This window comes from Candidatus Mesenet endosymbiont of Agriotes lineatus, assembly GCF_964019585.1.
Lineage (GTDB): Bacteria > Pseudomonadota > Alphaproteobacteria > Rickettsiales > Anaplasmataceae > Mesenet.
In genome coordinates this window covers 1,189,074-1,208,912 of record NZ_OZ026454.1, presented here as the reverse complement: position 1 = coordinate 1,208,912, position 19,839 = coordinate 1,189,074, and the positions used below count along the sequence as shown (strand labels likewise).

The window sequence follows — 19,839 nt, the reverse complement described above, 5'->3', positions numbered from 1 at the left end:
CAATAATAGGCATAAATTAGTTAATTATTTAATAATATTATAGATAAATCCTCAAGCCAAATAATAATACATTCTATTTTTTTATTTGGAAAAATATCTTGTACTAAGGTTTTATAGCGCAACATTTGCTGTTTTATTTCTTCTGATAAAAAAGGACTGCGGTGTGATTTGTAATCAATAATTGTGACCTTATCCTTAGCAATACAAAGCATATCCAGCCTTACTGATATAACTTCATCGTCTATAACACCATTTATTGCAACTTCGGTTTTGCATTCTAAATTTAAAAGATCACTAAATTTTTCGTTAAAAGAGATTATTTTATCTATTACCTCATTTTGAATATCAACACTGAGGTTCATGCTGCTTAAATAACTTCTTACCCAATTTTCACATCTTTCGTTTGGCACACTTGGTAAGTGTTGCAAAACTTTGTGCATTATTTTTCCGCGGTCTATTCCTTCTTGAACACGCTCTTCTCTTACATGTTCAAAATCAGATTTATGTTTTGGTACTTCAGTAGGTTCAATATTAAGATAGTCATGTTTTCTATAGATTTGTGGGTACTTTGCATTAACACAAAATACCTCCACCTCTTCTTTGAACATTGGATATAAATTAACATATTTTTTTTCGTATATTCCTTCTTGCATCTTAATTAAGTTGTACCAAGACTTATTATGCACAGGTTCCTTCCCCAAGATATATAGTTCATCTTCAGCTCTTGTCATAGCAACGTATAGCAGACGTAAATATTCATTATAGTCTTCCCTGCTTTTTTCCTTTTTTATTTGATTACAATATGAGTTGCTATTTGTACTGCACCAAAATGGTGTCCCCTCTTCATCAAAGATTATAGCATCATCACTTTTTGGTACAGAAGTTGTATCAACAAGGAAAACTATGGGAGCTTGCAGTCCCTTCGCTTTATGTATGGTCATTATTCGTACAGCTTCATGCTCACTATTTATATCATTTTTTATTTCTGGATTATTTTCCTTTATCCACTCAGTAAAAGATTGTAGGCTCTTATATTCAAACTGAGTGAGAAGGTTTATAAACTCATCAATGACTTCTAAACACTCTGTACCAAGCCTTGCGGCAAACTTTTTCTTATTTTCAAAAGTAAGAATATAGGTATAAAGGAAAAGGGGTGAGTAATTATGCGATTTTTTAATTAAATCTTCCAAATAAACAGATATTTGTTGATTGTATGCTTTAAGCTGAGCCCATAATGATTTATCTTTGCGATTATAAGCAATATTGAGCAAATCTTCTTCTGTAAAATTAAGCAGTGGAGATTTTAAAACGCAAGCAAGCGCCATGTCATTTTCAGGCAACAATAAAAACTCAGCTAAAGCAACCAGATCTTGCACAACTATATAGTCCATGATCCTAAAGCTGTCGCGTCCTAGCACTGGTATATTAAATTTCTTAAATTCACTGATGAGATAATCTATCAAAATGTTACGCTGCCGTACTAAAATCATTATATCTTTTGCTTCTACATGACGATTTTTTGCTGGCAGCATTCTTCCCTCCTTAAGCCACCTATTTATTCTGTAAACTAAAGTAGCAGCAAGTATGCGATTTGGATTTCGCTGGTTCTGCATATTAGTTTGCAGGGCAATCTGTTTTTCATTATTTACTTTAGGTAAAAGTGGCCATATCTCTACATATCCTTGATCTTTTTCTCTAAAAGGAATATGCTCTATCCTCTCATCTAAAAAAGATACCTCCTGTCTAAAATTATTGAATAGGGTATCCACTAGTGACAGTATTGGCCCAGTTGAACGGAAGGATTGGCTAAGTTTTAGGTATAGCCAATCTTCTTCATAACTTTGCTCTTTCAAGTACTCATGCATTGCGTTGAATAACATAGGGTTCGCACCCTGAAACCTATAGATAGACTGCTTGACATCACCCACAACAAAGATGGTTCTTTTTTCATCTGTTGTGCCTATGCCAGTAAAAAATTCAGCACATAAGTTAATTATCACTTGCCACTGAACGCTGCTATTATCTTGCGCTTCATCAACCAATATATGGTCTATTTTACTGTCTAAGTTAAACAATATCCAATCTCTGCTTTTGTGATCTGTAATAAGATAAAGTGCTAAAGTTATTACATCATCATAGTCTAAAAGAGCATTTTTTTTCTTCTCAAGTGAGTATAAAATGGTAAATCTTTTAAAGAGATTTAGTAAATTAATAGTTCTGGTAGCTATTTTATAATTACTCAACTCTTCAAAAATTTTCAGTATTACATCTTGTTCTTTTAATATTATTTCTTCTGCTTCAGGAAAAGCTTCTAGTATGCTTTTTGTAATAATTGATGAAACATTCTTTTTTATAAGTAACTTAGGGTCAATCAATATTTTAATTAAGCTATTTAATTTATCTAGCCTATCACTAGGTGGTAGGTCGCACCAATCTATAAGTACTGCACTGTATTTTTTATCTCTTTTGCTACCTTGGTTTAAAATCTCACCTAGTTTCTTTATACTCTCTACAGTAGCTTGAGGTACGTCATTGCATCTTTTTGGTGACCCAAGCTTCAAAAATACCTTTTCGACGTCGTAACCGCAAATTTTGTTTTGCAGTAAAGATAAAAATAAATCTTTTAATTTTTCCTCATCAATTTCAGCAGCAATAAAGCTCAGATGCTCCTGAGCACTATTATCGCTAAGCAATTCACTTATAACTTTTGCATGCAATCCACTGCAATCATCAAGTGCATAACCTAAAGCAATACCTGTCTCAGCAGGAAAATTAGAGATTAATTTATAGCAAAAGGCATGTATGGTTTGTATTGTTAAAGATAAAGTAGGTAACTGACCAAAAAGCTGTCTTGCTCTTAATAGATAAGAATTAAGTGGCTTGTTATCAAGCAAGCTAAGTAAAAATTTTACAAGTTCATCATTTGAGCACGTAGACCACATTCCAAGAACAGCATTAATACGATCTACCATCTCGTTTGCTGCGGCACTTGTAAACGTTAAGCAAAGAATGTTCTTTTTTCCTGCAAGTAAGAGCTTTAATACTCTATCTATAAGAATCTTTGTCTTGCCTGTACCTGCAGAAGCACTAATCCAAATGGAAAGATCAGGATCAGTAGTAATTTTATCCATACATTAGCGCTAAATAAGCTAAATTTCTATTTTAACAACAAACTAATTCAGCTAATATAAGTTTGTTTATGTTATAATTAGGATTATATGGCTGCTTTTCAAGCTATAGCTCCAGCAAAAATCAATTTGTTTCTGCATATAGTAGGAAAAAGACAAGACAACTATCATTTGCTTGAGACGTTTTTTATTTTTGCTAGGCTTTACGATATCCTTGAAATTAGAATAGGTTATGCAAAATCTGTGGTCATTTTTGTAAATTGTAAAATTAATAGTCGTTATAATACAATTACCAAAGCAATCGATTTACTTCTTAAACACACTGCTAGGCACATAGAAATTTCAGTTAGAGTGATTAAAAATATACCTGTTGCCGCAGGTTTAGGTGGCGGTTCATCAGATGCGGGTGCAGTTATACGTATTTTAGGTAAGTATTGGAACATTGAAGATCAGGTGCTAAATGAAGTTGCTGCAAACGTTGGTGCTGATGTTCCAGTAAGTGTAAATTGCGCTACTGCTTTTGCGAAAGGTACAGGTGATGACTTACACTATTGTAAAAATTTTACTATACCAAAAAGTATAGTACTGGTCAATCCAGGCAAGCCTTTAAGCACTGCTAGAGTATTTCAAGAGTATAAGGGCAATTTTTCCGCACCACTTGATTTTCCTAAAGCAGATACAGTAGACTTAATAGAGCTGATGCGCTGCACAAAAAATGACTTACAAGAGGTAGCAATTACCATTGTTCCTGAAATTGAAGACGTTTTATCATTTCTGCAAAAGCAAACAGGTTGCATAATCACACGTATGTCTGGCAGTGGAGCAACTTGTTTTGGCATATTTGACAACGAAGAGAAAGCAAAATCTGCAGCAAATAACGTGCAGCACTGTCACCCTGGCTGGTGGGTGCATTCTACAAGTTTGATAGTTTGAAAAAGTTTAAAAAAAGTCACAGTTTATCTACCCCTTTCTATATTATTCTTTTTATTCATTTCATTAAGCCTTTTCATAAACGAGACTGATTATCACTTAGTTTTCCAATCTTACGGCTAGGCTCTGTGAACAGCTATGAAAGGATAAGATAAAATATAAAACAGCTTAACCGTGATAGACCTCTTTCGGAACTCATATAGAAAGTTCCAAATTATAAATACTAGCTATCAAGTTGAATCTCAGAGCAAAACGTTTTCGTCTGTTTCGATAGCTATAATTTTGAATCTTTTCAATCATATTCTCTATTACCACTCTTTCACTCATAAGCTCTTGATTTTCTTTTTTTTAGTCAATTTTTTGTTTTTCTCTGTGGCACTCTCATGAATTTTTCTCATCCCTCTGTATCTGCTAAAACTTTTACGTCTGGTAATATATGTACTTTTGATTCCTTGAATATTTGAAAATCGTGCTTTCTGCCGTTTGCAAATGATGTTGCTCTGTTTTTCTACAATTAACTGAGTTTTGAGTGTATTTCTTGCCGGAGTTCGTTGCTTTTTTTGAGTCTTTCTATCGGTGTTTCTGTACTACTAAAACTTCATATTCCATATCACTTTTCAATAATTCTTTTCGATTCGGTAACGCAAAATCCGGGTGCTCTATTAGTCCACCCACTTTAAAACTCTATCCTTTTTTGATTTTAGGCTAGTTTCGAAATATTATATTACTTGAATTTTTTAATTTAAGATATTAGATTGAAATGTAGAGTTAAATTTTAAAATATTTTTACAAAAAATACAGCCAGCCTATAGCATGCTTCAAATTTGAGGAAAACCTATTATTTCCTTAACATCCTTTATATTTTTGCTTGAAATTTCTTGTGCTCTTTCAGCTCCAGATTTCATTATGCTATAAAGATAGGATTTATCTTGTAATAAATCATTTATCTTATTACGTATTGGGTTTAATCTAGTGATTATTAGATCAGCTAGTTCTTTTTTAAAATTTTTCGTGTCATACTTATCTATTTTTTGACATGTTTTCTCCACACTTATATTACTTAGAGCGGAGTAAATATTAATTAAGTTATACACCTCAGGACGACCTTGCAGCAGCGAAAATTCAAAGCCTATAGTGGAATCTGTTTTTGCCTTTTTTATTTTTTCTGCAATTGCATCACTATCATCATCAAGGTTGATACGTGAATAATCAGAGTCATCTGATTTACTCATTTTTTTTAGTCCATCTTTTAAACTCATAATTCTTGCGGAATCTTGTAAAATTAAAGCTTCAGGTGGAATAAAATAACTTATTTGATAATGGCTGTTAAAAACATTTGCTATGTCTCTTGTTAGTTCTATATGTTGCCTTTGATCATCCCCAACTGGAATGTATTTAGCCTTATATAACAAAATATCAGCAGCCATAAGTACTGGATAACTATATAAGCCTAAAGAAGCTTTTGATTTATCATTACCCGCTTTACTTTTAAATTGCGTCATGCGGCTTAGCCATCCTAGTGGAGTATAACAACTCAGTAACCAACACAGTTCAGCATGGTGGGGTACAGTAGATTGATTAAATATAGCAGATTTTTTAGGATCTATACCACATGCAAGATAAGTAGCTACTGTTTTTAGTACATTATCTTTAATTGATGAATATTTATTAGCAGTAATTGCATGTAAATCAACCACACAAAAGAGACAATTGTATTTATCCTGAAGCTCAGCCCAATTACAAAGAGCGCCAAGATAGTTACCTAAATGTAAAGTACCACTTGGCTGAATACCAGAGAATACTATATCTCTTATCATTGAGATGTTGGCTGAGTATCAGATGATTTTTCAGAAATGACAACTATTGCAGGACGTAGCAATCTTTTCTTAATTGTGTAACCACACTGCAAAACTGTAGTAACAGTTCCAGGTTCTTTTGTATCATCTACAACTTTAGATACAGTTTGATGTAAGTTAGGGTCGAAAGCTGAGTTTAAGGGATCAAATCTTTCTATACCATGTTTTTGTAATGTATTTGCAATTTCTTTCCATGTCATGTTAACACCATTATGAGCGGAATCGTTTTCATCTAAATTTACTAAAGCTCTTTCTAAGTTGTCGCAAGAGCTAATGAGGTCACGGGCGAAACTTGTTATTGCATAACTACTTTTCTCATCAATATCCCTTTCCATGATACGCTTTAAATTTTCCTTATCAGCAATAGCTAAACGTAATTGATTTTCAAGATGACTTACACGTTCCTTTAATGCTGATAGATTCTGACTCAGATTCTCTTCCTTCCTTTGAGCTTGATTACTATGAAAATCCTTCTTACTTGAGCCTCTGATTTCTGGTTGCTTAACGTCTTTTTCGCTCATTTGATTATTGTTATTTTTTAAGTCGTCTTCTATCATTATTAACCCTTAAACCTTAGCAAAAAATATAATAATATTATTTTTCAATATCAAGTGTTAAAACATATAATTAGTTTATTGGGTATTTTTATACTGAACTTACATTCTTGGTACTATTATTATCGATAAACTTTTTAAATGATTCCACTCTTATGAGACCATTAAGAACTCGAGAAAGAGCAGGGTTCTTATTTGCTTTTGCTTCGTAGCTAGGGTACCATCCTATCTGGTATAGAACATTTTCTATCTCATCATCACTGAAATCTTTGAAATCTTTGGCAACTGGTCTCTCTTTTTTGGTATAACATTTAGTACAGCAGTTAAACATATACCCCCCTTTTTATTTAATTTATATATTTTATAATTTTAAAACATAAATTAAAAATATTCAATGATAATTTGAACATATAAATAAAAACCAGCTAAAGGTTTGAATTATAAAGCAAGTTTTAAAACTCTAAAATATTGCAATTATTATATGTTCCTTAGTATACCTTTGTACATCTGTAGAATTGATATTGTTCTACATAATTTGTATTCTCTGATAATGTCTCTCTGATCTGTAAATATCTGTATTTAGTACAATTAGATCCATACTAAAGCTTAAGCTAACTACATAAATAATTCATCTTTAGTACTTTGATCTGCACTGTATTCTATTAAGGTTTTAACTATATTGAGGTAGTGATAAGTAGTAGCTAAATGTAATGCTGTTCTACCAAAGGTATCCTTGATATTAACATCTACGATTCTGTTGTCCAATAACTTAACTATTTTATCGTTGTTGTTATTTAAAACAGCAATATGTAAAAGAGAGTCCTTAGCTGCAATATGATCAAAAAATATTCTTATTCCTACTTTGTTATTACTAAAATACTGTTTTTTAAAAAATTTTTTTAATCTCTTTTGCTTTGATTCTAAATATTTAACTTTCAGCCCAGTACGAGCTTTCGATTTTAAGGTTGGTAACTGATCACGTTGTTTCAGAAATATATCAAAGAACTTCTTAGTAGTAAGATATTCAGCAAAAGTGAAATGAATAAAATTAGGTTTTCCATCAATAATACGATCAACAATTCCAACACAACCATTCCCCTTTTCCATCTCCGCTATTAAGGATTTTATTTTACCAATTTTTTCAGGAAACAAGCACTCTGTCTCTTTTTCTCCAAATAACGCATAAAAAGCTAAGAATTGACGTTGCTTAAGAAACTCATCAAATGATAATTTATCACTTGGCATTATGTATCCTTCTTGTTGGCTGGAATACTCATCAAATTTACATTTGATAAATCCATCATAAAATTTAGTCAAATTAAAGCCATCAAATAATGAGCTGCCTTGATTACTATTATAAAATTCTTCAAATTTGTCTTGCAAAAGTTCAGCTACAATCTGAAGCTGTAGTGGTACAGATAAAAAATCTTCACTTATGTTTGTTCTGCTAGTAAAGGTTCTAAAAAATTCTTGAATGCAATTTTCTAGACGTGTTTTATCTATAATATAGTTTTTATGACCTAAGTAATTTTGAAAAAACTTTTTTAAGAACTCCTTTTGCTCATTTTTAGATAAAGGATTCAACTCATACAAAGAGTCTATATCTAATCCACTTGCTAATTCATCACACGTATAGTTACGAGTTATTATCCATAACCTCTTTAATTGAGTTTCTTTTAAAGCGACAAACAACTTAATAGCATTACTTTTACTTGAGGAACTAATCTCATTAAACCCATCAAAAAATAAAGCAACTTTATCCGTATGATTAAAACTATTCATAAACAAGGACTTCTCTAAAGCAGTACTCAGCCCTATTATTCTTGATAAAAAATTAATAGCTTTGCTTTTATTATAATTATCAAAATTTTCTTCACTTAATGCTTGTATATGCTCAACCAGATTGACTTTTATGACCCATAAAGAAGGGTTATTTATTTTTTCTTGCTCTGCTAAATGAGTTAATACGACTGATTTCCCCATACCAGATTTAGCAACTATTATTGCTACCTTATCTGTAATAACTTCTATATTTTCTCCTTCTTTTCTATTAAATTTGCGTTCTATATAACACTCTTTATCTATCCCAGTTAACTTAGGGGTCATACTACCTACTCTAACCTCGTTGTTATCAATCAATTGAGCTAATACTTCTTCATTGATTAGATGTTTTTGATTATTATTTATCAAATTACTCAAAGATGTTTCATTACCTTGAAAATTTATTGTTTTATTTAGAATTTTCTTTCGTGACTCACTCTTCAAGTCATTTAAGCTATTTACACTAACTGATTTTTCCTGATATTTACCTTTTATTGTGCTATTATTTTTAAACTTATCTGCAAAGGAACTGTTATTTTTAGTTATTAAGATAATCTTTTTATTAGTATTGCTTTTTATAATATTTACTAGACTCGAATATAAGTTAAGTACATTGTTTACCTCTTTTTTACACTCAACTATTAACAAATTTTTATGATCCTGCGCGCCAAAAGCATCTAATGTTTTGTTTTTTAGTAATAACAAGTGGTTAAGAGGTAAAAAGATGTAACTATCTTCAGCTTTATATAGATTGTTATTTACCAAAAATTGATTTATCCTAATGGCATTTAATCTCGTATTATGCTGAGATTCAAGATTTAAAATTTGCTTTCGCTTTTGATTTAAAAATTTTCTTATCCCTACTAATTGAGTACTTTTAAAATTGATATTATACTGCTTCAATTTCTTACTATATCTAGACGTTAGCCCAATTATTTTTAAACTATTTACCTTTCGTTCCGCAAACTCAAAAAATTGACGGCAATCTTCAATTGTAAGGAACTTACCTTCTTTTTGTTGTATCCAATCTAACATTTCTTTTAGAAAGTTATCTGTAACAAGATCAGCATCAAAGAGTTTAAATTCTTCACCTACCTCATGACTAATAATATTACTTAATTTGAGCTCATTAGGTTGATTAACTGCAAATGTTAGCTTCTCAAGAAAATTATTTACCTCTGTATCTATATTATTTTGTACGTTTTTTGCTTCTATTGCCTTTTGCGCTTCACTACCTTGCTTTAAGTGCATTATTAAATTATTGTTAGCTTGTAATTTATACCTAATACCTCCATCCGATTTTTTAAAAAAGTCATCATTATCAGTAATTTCTTCAACTGAGATTTTCTTCCCTTTGTTCTTTCCAGATTTTATTTCATTAAATCGAGTTGGTAATGAGCGATCTAGGTCAAAGCCAATATTAGTACAGATAATTAAATCTTGTATATCTCCATCTTGAAAGCTTTGATTATCCTTAATTTTTAAGTAGGAAATAAAATACTTTTCCAGATTAAATTCACCGTTCTTATTAGCTGTTAGCAAATCTCCTATTGTTATTCTCCTATCTTCATCTTGCTTATGTTTAGCTTGCAGGAAACGATATTTCGTTTGTCCTTGATTATCAGTATATCTAAACACTAAATCATCAAATTTTTCAGCCATATCCCATTCTGTTGCTAAATGAAAATTGTAGCCTTTATTCATTCCTCGCTTAAGAAAAAGCATCAGTAGTTTTAACTGATAAATATTACCATGCAAGCTGCTCTTAAGCCCTGATGCTTGATAAAGCTTATGTGCTCTAGTTGGTTGCTGTGCACTCTGTAGCTCTGCATCTAACGATTCCTGATGAATTTTGGGATCCAACTGATTAATTACACTTGCCAAATTAGAATCTTCTTCGTGCTTTTTATTAACCAAATTATATGTTGTTTTAGCATTATTATTTAAATCAATCTTATTAATATCCTGTATTTGAGGAAGTAGTCTTTTGACTTTATTCACTTTATCCTTTGGAAAATTTTCCATTTAAAATCTCCCTATTATAATGGAGAGTTTGATAATATAATTTATTTTCGTTAAATCTAGATTAATTAGTAAACTTCTCCCTACCTAAAATTTCTTATATTAAAATATTTCTTTCTTCAAGTAGGCTTTTTTGTTTAATTGGTCTTTAACTATTTTCCAACTTCTTCCAAGAAAATTGAACTGAACTAAAAACTCACCTTGACACAGGGTGTTCTCTTTAAAAGTCTAACTCAATTAATCTTGCTGGATCATCAACAAATTTTGCATTAGAGAACTGATTTTTAAACCAAGTATACTGACGTTTAGCATAATGCCTAGTGTTAGTTTGAGCGATATTAATTGCTTCATTGAGTGTTATTTCATTCCTTAAGTACTTTATAATCTCTGGAACACCATGTGCTTTCATTGCAGGAAGCCATGGATTAAGGTTCATATCAAACAGTTGTTTTACTTCATCAACTACTCCAAGCTCAACCATGCTAATAAAGCGCTTGTTTATTTCATCATATATGTAATTTCTTGGTGGGCAGATGACATACATTATAAAATCATCTAGTATTAACGTAGTAGTTTCTTTATGCCACACAAAAATTGACTTTCCAGTTTGGGTTATCACTTCAAAAGCTCTAAGAAGATGATGAGAGTTGTTTTCATGTATCTTTCCCTGAATCATTTGATCTTTACTTAGCACTAATTCATAAAACCCTTGCTTCCCTAATTCTTCACATAAATTACGGGACATTACTCTTATCTCATCATCTATCTTGGGGATTGACGACAAACCATTAATTAGGCTTTTTATATATAAACCACTGCCACCAATTATAATGGGTAGTTGTAAATTCTTCCAAGCACTTTTTACTTCTTTTTCTACGTCTTTTAGCCAAAGTCCCACTGAGTAATTTACTTGTGCAGAAACATAACCATACAGTTTATGAGGTATAGATTCAAGTTCTATCGGCTGAGCAGTAATTATAGGAATTTCTTTATATATCTGTTTTGAATCACAATTGATTATTATTCCATTGTACTTTTTTGCTAGTTCAACACACACTTTTGACTTACCAGAAGCTGTTATACCAGTAATAATTAATGCTCTATTCACTTTACTATGTTATGTACTTATAATAAGTATAATTAAATCTAAGTTTATTTGAAGGTGTTAAATGACAGAGCAAAATTCTTTTACTGAGCGTTTTGCTAAACGCTTCAAAAAAGACGAACCTGCAGGAGATAATGATAGTATTGCAGGTTTTGCCGCAAAGTTTGCAAAGAAGCATCCTACATTAGATACAAACATTACCGAGGAAACAAAAGAACAGTACAAGGATAATAAATCATTTGCTCAAGACAAAATTGATAAAAGTAGAGTTATGAATAATCGTAGTTTTACTGATGCAATAAAGCATAGTAGGGCTGATTGCGTATTTTTAGTGCGGGGTAAGGATGGAGGAAAGTCTGCATGGCATTATGTTCTTGTAGATAAGGATAAAAAAGAGATGTTTTTAGCACAAAGCAGAACCGGTTCCATAAACGTTGCTCTTTATGGGCAAATTTTACACTCAGGTTGGGGTGAAGATCCAACACAAGATATTGTTGATAAAATAAATAAAGAATTTGGTGGTGGTTAAAGGTTATCAAATGGTCTTAAAACTTTTTTTGGGAGTAGAGCTTTTATCTTATTTTTATATTATTATTAAAACGCTATATTTCAAAAATAAAATATTCATATTATAATACTATTTTCAATATAAAAGTGTATGTGCAGAGCTAATAGGTTATTCATATATATAATAGGTTTTCCTGGAAGTGGAAAATTATCAACATCAATGGAATTAAGTAAGGCCCTAGATGCTTTAATTATGGACAATAGCATGTTTAACAACATTGCATTTAATCTTATAGATAATGAGTTGTTTACAAGACGTGAAGTACCGCAAGAACTATGGGATAAGATCTTTGAAATTAGAGCAGTAACACTGAAGATTATAGAGCAATATCCGACTCCATCAGGAAATTACATTTTTACAAATGAACTGCTGGAGGGAGATGAATATGATATGCGTGTATATAATTCAATAATGAGTTTAAGTGAAAAGCTAAAAGCAAAAATGTTACCTATAATACTTAATTGTAGCGAAGATGCACTTAAGAAACGTATATCATCTAAAGAAAGACATAAAAATAAAAAGATTACTGATGTTGATTTTGCTATAAGTAGAATAAGGGGAAAGAAATTATTTGTTCCTAAAGATGCATTAGAAATTGATAATTCAAATTTAAAACCAAAGGAAGCTGCAAAAATAATAATGGCTCACATTGAAAAACAGTATGCTAATCATTCCACCGAAAAGCAGCTTGATTTTGTTTAATTATAATTTTTACTTTTAAAGTTAATGCTAAAAAATTTAAAATTCTTAACTACAAAGCATGTTTTCCTTTTAGCATTAGCTATAATACTTGTTTTTATAATTCCTCCTCAGCTATTAATTACAGAATATAATAAATTTAGTTTATTTTACATAAACAATCAATCTAAGTCACTTTTAACTTCTTTTTCAATAGTTGCGTTTTTAGTAATATTGCACGCTAAAGATATCTATAAATTTGAAATGTTTTCCCTTCTCTTTTATACCCTTAGTAGTTTTGCAGCTATTTTATCATGCAATTTAATTTTATTGGTAATATTCCTTGAGTTTATGGTATTTGGTGCTTTTTGCATCATTGCCTCAAATTCCCAAAAAAACAATATAGGTCCAACAGTACGTTATGCCATAATCCACTTTTTTGCTGGAACCTTAATTTTATCAGGGGTTGCTATGCAGCTCAATGAAGCTGATTCTACTATAATTTTTCATAGCATCTTAAATTTTCAGAGTGTTCAGTTGCAAGGTAGCATTTCTCACATTATGATACTCATTGGCTTGCTTGTGAATTGTGCATCTTTTCCCTTGTCATATTGGGTAACTGATTCTTACCCAGCTGCAACACTTCACAACACGCCCTACCTATCTATATTTACCACTAAAGTCTCATCTTATATTTTACTCCTTATGTTTCAAGGTAGCGAGGTACTGTTTTACTTTGGACTTATAACTGCCTTCTATGCAGCAGGATTTGCCATATTTGAAAATAACATGCGTCGTCTTTTATGTTATAACCTGATCGGACAGATGGGTCTTATCATTACCGGTATGGGTTTTAACAGTAAAGCTGCAGCAGCTGGAGTTACATTACAAATTATATTTTGCACAATTTATCAAAGTTTACTTTTTATTATCGTAAACTCTATCATAACACGTACGAAAAAACATAACTTAAATGAAGTTGGAAGCTTACTTAGAAAAATGCCAATAGAAGCACTCTGTTCTTTCATAGCGATATTTACAATGATTGGAGCTGTTGGCACACCTACTTTTATCAGCAAATCTTTAATAACTTCAAATGCTCCTACATGGATCGCAGCATTATTTTTATCGGCAAATTTTATACTGTTTATCAGTATAGGTCTAAAATTTTTCTATTTTACATTCATCTGTAAGCACAAGCAGCCAGCGGTAACAAAAGGAAGTACCGAGAGCCTTATTGCTATGTTTACATTATCGCTAATATGTATATTAACTGGTATATTTTATAGTCAATACCTACTCTATTTTTTAAGCAATATACCAGTTTTTTATCAAAGCAAGAAGGTTTTTACTAATATTAGCATGATAGCATGCTGCGTTACGTTATTCATATTTTTACGTAATCTATTTTGCTTAAGATTTGCTATAAACTTAAATTTTAAGTCTTTTTTACCCTATGTAACCTCATTATATGAGAAGTTTATATTGTTTATAGTAAATAGTAGTGCTAACATAGCAGGGAGTATAATAAGCTCTGCTATAAAATTATACAATAATGCTGTAGCTGGCTCTTCAAGTATTACCATAGTCCTTGCTACTGTTATAATTAGCATATTATTGATGTTTTTATGTTTAAATCACTTACTGATAGCTTAAATTCTGTATTTCAAAAATTAAGAGGGAAGTCTATCCTCTCTGAAGATGATTTCAATGCATCAGTCCGCCAAATTCGTGTAGCTCTGCTTGAAGCTGATGTTTCTCTTGAGATAGTAAAAAACTTCACAGAAGATATAAAAAATGAAGTGATAGGTAAGAAAATAATCAAAGGTATATCTCCAGCGCAGATGATAATCAAGATTGTGCAAGATCACCTTGTAAAAATCCTTGGTTTAGAAAAAAGTGAACTAAATATTGCAGGAAAATCACCAGTAGTAATTATGCTAGTTGGACTTCAAGGTGCTGGAAAAACCACTACTGCAGGAAAATTAGCTCTTAAACTTAAGAAAAATAAAAAAGTAATACTTGCATCTTTGGACATTTATAGACCAGCTGCACAAAAGCAATTAGAGATATTAGGTAAGCAGATAAACGTAAGTACACTTTCTATAATACAAGAAGAAAAACCAAAAGATATTACAACAAGAGCATTAAAAACTGCAAAAAACGAGGATTATGAAATATTGATATTAGATACTGCTGGCAGAACGCATCTTGATTTAGATATGATGGATGAACTTAAAATTATTAAAGAGCTATCATCCCCACAAGAAATTCTTTTAGTTGCAGATTCTATGACTGGTCAAGATGCTATAAATATTGCCAAAAGTTTTAACGAATCTATTTCTTTGACTGGAATAATTTTTACACGTGTTGATGGTGATGCACGCGGTGGAGCCATTCTATCTATGAAAATGGTCACAAATTGTCCAATTAAATTTTTGGGATATGGTGAAAAATTAAATGATTTAGAAGACTTTTATCCTGAAAGGATTGCAAAAAGAATATTGGATATGGGAGATGTTGTTTCATTAGTCGAAAGAGCTACTGAAATTGCAGGACAGGAGGAAATTGATAAATTACAAAAGAAAGTACAGAAGGGTAAGTTTGACTTGAATGATTTAGCATCGCAGCTGAAGACTCTAAGTAAGATGGGCGGCATGGCTAGTATTATGAAATTTATTCCCAGTATTGGATCTCTCAAGCAACAAATGAACAATAGTCTCTTTAACGACAATGATGTTAAGAAATATATAGCTATAATTAACTCTATGACTAAAAAAGAGAGGACAAATCCTGAAATTCTAAACGGTTCAAGAAGACTTAGAATTGCCAAAGGTGCAGGCCTTAAAGTGAGTGATGTTAATTTTTTAATTAAGCAATATAATAAAATGAGTGCTTTAGTGAGCGGTTTTAGTAAACACAATAAGATTAAAGATTATGATATAGCTAAACTTTTAAATAAAAAGTATTAATTATTTAATGCTAAATTAACCATTTTATTATATCATTATTAATAATTTATTGGAGAGATGTTTATGACAAATAAACAAGTTCAAATAAAACTACAAAATCTAAAAGATTTTAACATTAGAGATGAAGGAAATGGTAAAACTGTAAAGTTTAGCGGTTCTGATTTTAATGGCATGCAACAAGATATAGAAGACATTTTTTCTTATTCAGGAAAATGTGGAGGAGGTTTTAATATATATAATACTCATTATAAAGAGCACTTTTATGATCCTGATCAACATAAAGCAGTGCTAACTTTAGAGAAAATTGATGGCAGCGAAAAAAATGTAGGTGTAAGCTATGCTGATGGGCATTACACTAGCTATAATATTGAGATTGATACTTTAATCTAATCGCTTATTAAGTGCGGCTACATAACTCACTAGAGTTTATGTAGCCACTCATACTTAATCCAATTTTTTCTTTCATACTTTTTGTTTATAGATGTTTTAATTTAAATCGACATCCCTTTCTTATTTTGATTTTCTGTTTTTATCTTTGCTGTAAAAGACCTACTAGGAGATATATCCACATTTATACCAAATAACACATTAAGTAATATTTTCAACAATGAGCTAAAGATATTAGACTGCCGTTTATGATCTTCATCTTCTCTACCATGCTGTTTTGCATCCTTTACATTACTGGATTCTGTCTCCCCTGCCCTTTTTTCTGGATCCATTCTATTTGCAAGCACTGCAAACAATACTTCTTTCACTTGTAACTTAAGTTTATCCTTTATTTTACCTATATCTGTATTCTCTTTTTCTGTGTGATTTACGTTACTGGCATTACCATCTGCTTCTTGCTGTTGCATAGCAACATATGTAATTATGCTCTCAATAATTTTTCTTTTTTTATCTTGTATTCTTTTTTGTGACTCAAGTTTAGCCTGCGTATGTTTTGTTATCTCAAGTTCCGTTTCGATATCACAAAAAGAAGCGTTACTATAAAGTATTTCAACAAGGCTATCAATGCTTCTTTTTAGTTGCATTAGCTTTTCATAGCTATCTATTTTACTGATTTCCTCATCGATAATTTGATCAAATTTGTTATATAATTCATCATCGTCTACCAAAATATATTTTCGTTCTGATGGCAAATATTGAATGTGGTTTGAAATATTATTCATAATCAATAAAATCAATTTAAAATTATATATATTAATAATTTAAAAAATATTAAGTCTTCTTAAAAGAGAGTTGTAATTCTTGCTATAGTAATATATTTATTAATTCTTTAAGAGAAGTAATTGTAAAAATTAAAAAATCATCGTATAATATAGATTATACTTACTTATGAGGTAAAAATGAATGATCAAAACCTAGGATTGGTATTAAAGAAAAATCGGAAAGACCTAATTTATGCTGGAATTCTTATCACTGGTATTGTATTAAGTGGAATAGGATTATTTGGATCAGGTGAGACAAATTTTACTATTGGCTTTATAGGCCTGGCTTTATTTATATCTTTGTTCTTCCCTGTTATAGTGAATACAGCTTTCCATATCGATAGAATGAAAAATGAGGCTGATATAAGAAAAAGGGATATTGTTGGCAATATATTTCCTAGTGTTGCTATATTAGGTGGTGCTATACTAACTGGAGTAAGTTTACTAAGTAAACTGGATGGTAATGCAAAATTTATCACAGGTGTGGTAGGTTTTACTTTACTTCTATCTTCACTGTTATGTTTTGTTGCTCATAGGGCAGAGTTCATTAGAGATGAATACAAATCTCAAAAGCTGATTAATGGCAGTCTCGAAAGTGTAAACTCTGAAAGTAGCTGTAAAAATGGAATAAAATAGTGGGGGTGAAACACATTCTTGTTAAGTGGAATTTTGGATGGTCTTTAAATTCACTACTCCTGCACTCACTAAAGTTAAGGTAAAACTATCAAAGTTACTGGGGTCGTAATACCTTTCATAATCGATAATCTGATCAAATGTATCATGTAATTTGCTATCATCTATCAAAGTATATTTTTTTTCAATGGTGAATATTGAATGTGGTTTAAAATATTACTCATAATCAATAACATCAATTTAAAATTATACATTTTAATAATTTAAAAAGTATTAAGTCTCTTAATTTGAGAAGCAAAACAATTTGTAATATTATTAAATTAGCATATAATCAAATTATGTTTATCTTATGGTATAAAATGGATGGTTTTATTTTAAGATCAGTTTTAAAGGAAAGAAAAGCAAACCTGATGCTTTTTGGGTTTTTTGCCATTGGTATTGCACTAGTTGGGGCAAAATTGTTTGATAGAGCTAGTACACTAGCAAAAGAAGGTCCTATTCTTAGTGTTGTAGGCATGATCTTACTTATTCCTTTTTCTCTACGTGTGCTATTAGATATAGTCAGCGTTATTTGCGTATTAAATAATAAAGATATGAGAATACAAGATTGTATTGCACGCACATTTGTTGACTGTACTGCAATAGGTGGCACCATATTAGTTGGGATAAGCTTATTTAGTAAACTAGCTGATAATACCAAATTCATTATAGGTACAACAGGTTTTGCTTTACTGGTATCTTCACTATTATGTCACGCTGCCTACTCTATAAAATACATGAAAGATGAATATCAAACTAAAAAAGATTATTATATATCAGATGACACAGACCTTGAAAACATGTCTAAACCAATATTAGGGAGATAGTAGATGATAAATGAAGTTTTTAACTTTAAATAGTTTTTAAATTCACTACTCCTGCACTCACCAAAGTTAAGGTAAAACTATCAAAGTTACTGGGGTCGTAGTACCTTTCATATAGTTCAATAAGGCATTGCAGTGATATCTTCTCACCACTGCTACTGAAAGATATTTCATAGTCACTTACAGCATTTGCAAACGCATACTTACATAGTAATTTATCAGCAACTTTGCAGTCTAAAATACCATTAACTTTAATTGTAATGTACTTAGTGCCGGAGTAGCTTAAAGTCTGCTTCCAACCTAAAGAAAATACGTTATTTTCTTCTTCTGCTTTCGTACGCAAGGTTAGGCGAAGATTCTTTATGCTTTTTAGCGTAATAAACTCACCATTTTGATCTTTTATTTTAAATTTTATCACATTTTTCCTTTAATAAGATATTAAAATTCATCAGTGCATATAGGACATCGTCATGTTGGCCAGCAGTACCATTGTTTAACAGCACTGCTTTGTAATCTAGATGCTTAAAATTTAAAGAACTTACTACCTTACCTGCGCTTTCCATTATCTCAAATAAGCTCTGCATATGAAAACTATAAATACCTAAAACTAATTTTGCTTTGAGCATAAATTTAGGGATTAAAGATATTTCTTGATAGTCAGCTATACGCATACTGATATATGGCAGCGAAGGATTTTTAGGTAGGTAGTCGTAAGTGCCTGCAATACAATTTTTTATATTACTATCCCCTTTCAGCGACTTCAGCACTATGTTATGCAGTTCACTTAGAATTTTAGGTGCAGAACTCATATCATAAAACAACTTTAACTTCACGAAATGGGGAATATATTTCCCTTACAATTGATAAGCTATTACTATTTTCTGTCTCACGGTTTTTATAAGCTATTGCAACATGGTGAGCAATGCCATGCTTTATTTGAGCTGGAATTAAATCGGCGTTGAGATGTCCTGCTTCATAGGTTATATCTAGTCTTCGAATGTTAAAATAGCTATAAAATTCAATATATGAACCAACCACATCAACACAGTATAAATCTTTATTAACTACAATTTCACCGTCATTTCTCAATACAGCTTTTACTGATTCGACTTCAATTAACGGACCAAAAATTAATTGAATTTTTCTAGGTACATAGCCAATACATGAAATCTGCCATTTTTGTTTCATAAGTGACCTCTCCATGTACCACTCTGCATATTCTGTTGCGATTGATATTAGGTTTAAAATCAAATCGTCATCTTGATCATTTTCTACACGTAAAAATGATTTTATCATTGATAAATTCATAGGATGAGCGATAGGTGCAGACTTGCGCGTTAAATGAATAGTTGAATTTTGTAACATAAATAAACCTTTAAATTAAATAATTAATCTGAATTTATCAGAAGTGCCTAATTTGGATAAACGTTACTTCTCTATGGTATTTTTTGAAATATAGAAGTTAATACACAGCACTTTAATTGCAGTAAGTGTCCGTAAT

The 19,839-nt window shown here is 31.0% G+C and carries 19 protein-coding genes; 8 read left to right on the top strand and 11 right to left on the bottom strand.

The window, feature by feature from the left end; genetic code table 11:
* Positions 1 to 20: 20 nt before the first annotated feature.
* Positions 21 to 3,131 carry a UvrD-helicase domain-containing protein gene (locus AACL19_RS05555; RefSeq protein ID WP_339045507.1) on the bottom strand — a complete coding sequence of 1,037 codons (3,111 nt, stop codon included), beginning with the start codon at positions 3,129 to 3,131 and terminating at the stop codon, positions 21 to 23.
* An 87-nt stretch (positions 3,132 to 3,218) separates the two neighbouring features.
* On the opposite strand from AACL19_RS05555, the gene AACL19_RS05550 reads away from it, so the two are divergent.
* Positions 3,219 to 4,061 (top strand): 4-(cytidine 5'-diphospho)-2-C-methyl-D-erythritol kinase, encoded by an 843-nt coding sequence (locus AACL19_RS05550; protein WP_339045506.1) that lies wholly within the window; start codon positions 3,219 to 3,221, stop codon positions 4,059 to 4,061.
* Positions 4,062 to 4,876: 815 nt separating this feature from the next.
* Here AACL19_RS05550 and trpS read toward each other — a convergent pair.
* The 5 genes from trpS to miaA form a co-directional block, all read right to left on the bottom strand.
* Positions 4,877 to 5,872 carry a tryptophan--tRNA ligase gene (gene trpS / locus AACL19_RS05545; protein WP_339046698.1) on the bottom strand — a complete coding sequence of 332 codons (996 nt, stop codon included), beginning with the start codon at positions 5,870 to 5,872 and terminating at the stop codon, positions 4,877 to 4,879.
* Positions 5,872 to 6,471, bottom strand: a complete 600-nt coding sequence (locus tag AACL19_RS05540; RefSeq protein ID WP_339045505.1) for a nucleotide exchange factor GrpE — start codon at positions 6,469 to 6,471, stop codon at positions 5,872 to 5,874. Before AACL19_RS05540 ends, trpS begins: the two co-directional genes overlap by 1 nt.
* 88 nt (positions 6,472 to 6,559) lie before the next feature.
* Entirely contained in the window at positions 6,560 to 6,799 is a 240-nt protein-coding gene (locus AACL19_RS05535) for a hypothetical protein (protein WP_339045504.1), read from the bottom strand.
* 284 nt (positions 6,800 to 7,083) lie between these two features.
* Positions 7,084 to 10,314: an ankyrin repeat domain-containing protein gene (locus tag AACL19_RS05530; RefSeq protein WP_339045503.1), complete on the bottom strand. Its 3,231-nt coding sequence runs from the start codon at positions 10,312 to 10,314 to the stop codon at positions 7,084 to 7,086.
* 217 nt (positions 10,315 to 10,531) lie between these two features.
* Positions 10,532 to 11,419 carry a tRNA (adenosine(37)-N6)-dimethylallyltransferase MiaA gene (miaA, locus tag AACL19_RS05525; RefSeq protein WP_339045502.1) on the bottom strand — a complete coding sequence of 296 codons (888 nt, stop codon included), beginning with the start codon at positions 11,417 to 11,419 and terminating at the stop codon, positions 10,532 to 10,534.
* Between the two features lie 61 nt (positions 11,420 to 11,480).
* Between miaA and AACL19_RS05520 the strand changes: the two genes are divergently transcribed.
* From AACL19_RS05520 to AACL19_RS05500, 5 genes are all read left to right on the top strand, one after another.
* Positions 11,481 to 11,945 (top strand): hypothetical protein, encoded by a 465-nt coding sequence (locus tag AACL19_RS05520; protein ID WP_339045501.1) that lies wholly within the window; start codon positions 11,481 to 11,483, stop codon positions 11,943 to 11,945.
* Positions 11,946 to 12,074: 129 nt separating this feature from the next.
* Entirely contained in the window at positions 12,075 to 12,686 is a 612-nt protein-coding gene (locus tag AACL19_RS05515; protein ID WP_339045500.1) for an AAA family ATPase, read from the top strand.
* Positions 12,687 to 12,710: 24 nt separating this feature from the next.
* Positions 12,711 to 14,318, top strand: a complete 1,608-nt coding sequence (locus AACL19_RS05510; protein WP_339045499.1) for a proton-conducting transporter membrane subunit — start codon at positions 12,711 to 12,713, stop codon at positions 14,316 to 14,318.
* On the top strand, positions 14,291 to 15,634 hold the full coding sequence (ffh, locus tag AACL19_RS05505) for a signal recognition particle protein (protein ID WP_339045498.1): 1,344 nt from the start codon (positions 14,291 to 14,293) through the stop codon (positions 15,632 to 15,634). The genes AACL19_RS05510 and ffh overlap by 28 nt, the downstream gene beginning before the upstream one ends.
* Positions 15,635 to 15,697: 63 nt before the next feature.
* Positions 15,698 to 16,024 (top strand): hypothetical protein, encoded by a 327-nt coding sequence (locus AACL19_RS05500; RefSeq protein WP_339045497.1) that lies wholly within the window; start codon positions 15,698 to 15,700, stop codon positions 16,022 to 16,024.
* A 101-nt stretch (positions 16,025 to 16,125) separates the two neighbouring features.
* Here the strand turns inward: AACL19_RS05500 and AACL19_RS05495 are convergent, their stop codons facing one another.
* On the bottom strand, positions 16,126 to 16,803 hold the full coding sequence (locus AACL19_RS05495) for a hypothetical protein (protein ID WP_339045495.1): 678 nt from the start codon (positions 16,801 to 16,803) through the stop codon (positions 16,126 to 16,128).
* 177 nt (positions 16,804 to 16,980) lie between these two features.
* Between AACL19_RS05495 and AACL19_RS05490 the strand changes: the two genes are divergently transcribed.
* Positions 16,981 to 17,478, top strand: coding sequence for a hypothetical protein (locus AACL19_RS05490; RefSeq protein ID WP_339045494.1), 498 nt, complete (start codon positions 16,981 to 16,983; stop codon positions 17,476 to 17,478).
* 21 nt (positions 17,479 to 17,499) lie between these two features.
* On the opposite strand, the gene AACL19_RS05485 is transcribed toward AACL19_RS05490, so the two are convergent.
* Entirely contained in the window at positions 17,500 to 17,646 is a 147-nt protein-coding gene (locus AACL19_RS05485; protein WP_339045493.1) for a hypothetical protein, read from the bottom strand.
* A 188-nt stretch (positions 17,647 to 17,834) separates the two neighbouring features.
* On the opposite strand from AACL19_RS05485, the gene AACL19_RS05480 reads away from it, so the two are divergent.
* On the top strand, positions 17,835 to 18,341 hold the full coding sequence (locus AACL19_RS05480; protein WP_339045492.1) for a hypothetical protein: 507 nt from the start codon (positions 17,835 to 17,837) through the stop codon (positions 18,339 to 18,341).
* Positions 18,342 to 18,366: 25 nt separating this feature from the next.
* Here the strand turns inward: AACL19_RS05480 and AACL19_RS05475 are convergent, their stop codons facing one another.
* From AACL19_RS05475 to AACL19_RS05465, 3 genes are read right to left on the bottom strand one after another with little or no spacing between them, the layout of a single operon-like run.
* Entirely contained in the window at positions 18,367 to 18,756 is a 390-nt protein-coding gene (locus AACL19_RS05475; protein ID WP_339045491.1) for a phage tail tube protein, read from the bottom strand.
* Entirely contained in the window at positions 18,743 to 19,147 is a 405-nt protein-coding gene (locus AACL19_RS05470) for a hypothetical protein (RefSeq protein WP_339045490.1), read from the bottom strand. Before AACL19_RS05470 ends, AACL19_RS05475 begins: the two co-directional genes overlap by 14 nt.
* 1 nt (position 19,148) lies before the next feature.
* Positions 19,149 to 19,703: a head-tail connector protein gene (locus AACL19_RS05465; RefSeq protein ID WP_339045489.1), complete on the bottom strand. Its 555-nt coding sequence runs from the start codon at positions 19,701 to 19,703 to the stop codon at positions 19,149 to 19,151.
* Positions 19,704 to 19,839 lie beyond the last annotated feature (136 nt).

Excerpts from the sequence above, each read along its gene's own strand:
- AACL19_RS05555 (WP_339045507.1), bottom strand. The coding sequence starts at position 3,131 with ATGGATAAAATTACTACTGATCCTGATCTTTCCATTTGGATTAGTGCT.
- AACL19_RS05550 (WP_339045506.1), top strand. The coding sequence starts at position 3,219 with ATGGCTGCTTTTCAAGCTATAGCTCCAGCAAAAATCAATTTGTTTCTG.
- AACL19_RS05540 (WP_339045505.1), bottom strand. The coding sequence starts at position 6,471 with ATGATAGAAGACGACTTAAAAAATAACAATAATCAAATGAGCGAAAAA.
- AACL19_RS05535 (WP_339045504.1), bottom strand. The coding sequence starts at position 6,799 with ATGTTTAACTGCTGTACTAAATGTTATACCAAAAAAGAGAGACCAGTT.
- AACL19_RS05530 (WP_339045503.1), bottom strand. The coding sequence starts at position 10,314 with ATGGAAAATTTTCCAAAGGATAAAGTGAATAAAGTCAAAAGACTACTT.
- AACL19_RS05520 (WP_339045501.1), top strand. The coding sequence starts at position 11,481 with ATGACAGAGCAAAATTCTTTTACTGAGCGTTTTGCTAAACGCTTCAAA.
- AACL19_RS05515 (WP_339045500.1), top strand. The coding sequence starts at position 12,075 with ATGTGCAGAGCTAATAGGTTATTCATATATATAATAGGTTTTCCTGGA.
- AACL19_RS05510 (WP_339045499.1), top strand. The coding sequence starts at position 12,711 with ATGCTAAAAAATTTAAAATTCTTAACTACAAAGCATGTTTTCCTTTTA.
- ffh (WP_339045498.1), top strand. The coding sequence starts at position 14,291 with ATGTTTAAATCACTTACTGATAGCTTAAATTCTGTATTTCAAAAATTA.
- AACL19_RS05500 (WP_339045497.1), top strand. The coding sequence starts at position 15,698 with ATGACAAATAAACAAGTTCAAATAAAACTACAAAATCTAAAAGATTTT.
- AACL19_RS05495 (WP_339045495.1), bottom strand. The coding sequence starts at position 16,803 with ATGAATAATATTTCAAACCACATTCAATATTTGCCATCAGAACGAAAA.
- AACL19_RS05490 (WP_339045494.1), top strand. The coding sequence starts at position 16,981 with ATGAATGATCAAAACCTAGGATTGGTATTAAAGAAAAATCGGAAAGAC.
- AACL19_RS05480 (WP_339045492.1), top strand. The coding sequence starts at position 17,835 with ATGGATGGTTTTATTTTAAGATCAGTTTTAAAGGAAAGAAAAGCAAAC.
- AACL19_RS05470 (WP_339045490.1), bottom strand. The coding sequence starts at position 19,147 with ATGAGTTCTGCACCTAAAATTCTAAGTGAACTGCATAACATAGTGCTG.
- AACL19_RS05465 (WP_339045489.1), bottom strand. The coding sequence starts at position 19,703 with ATGTTACAAAATTCAACTATTCATTTAACGCGCAAGTCTGCACCTATC.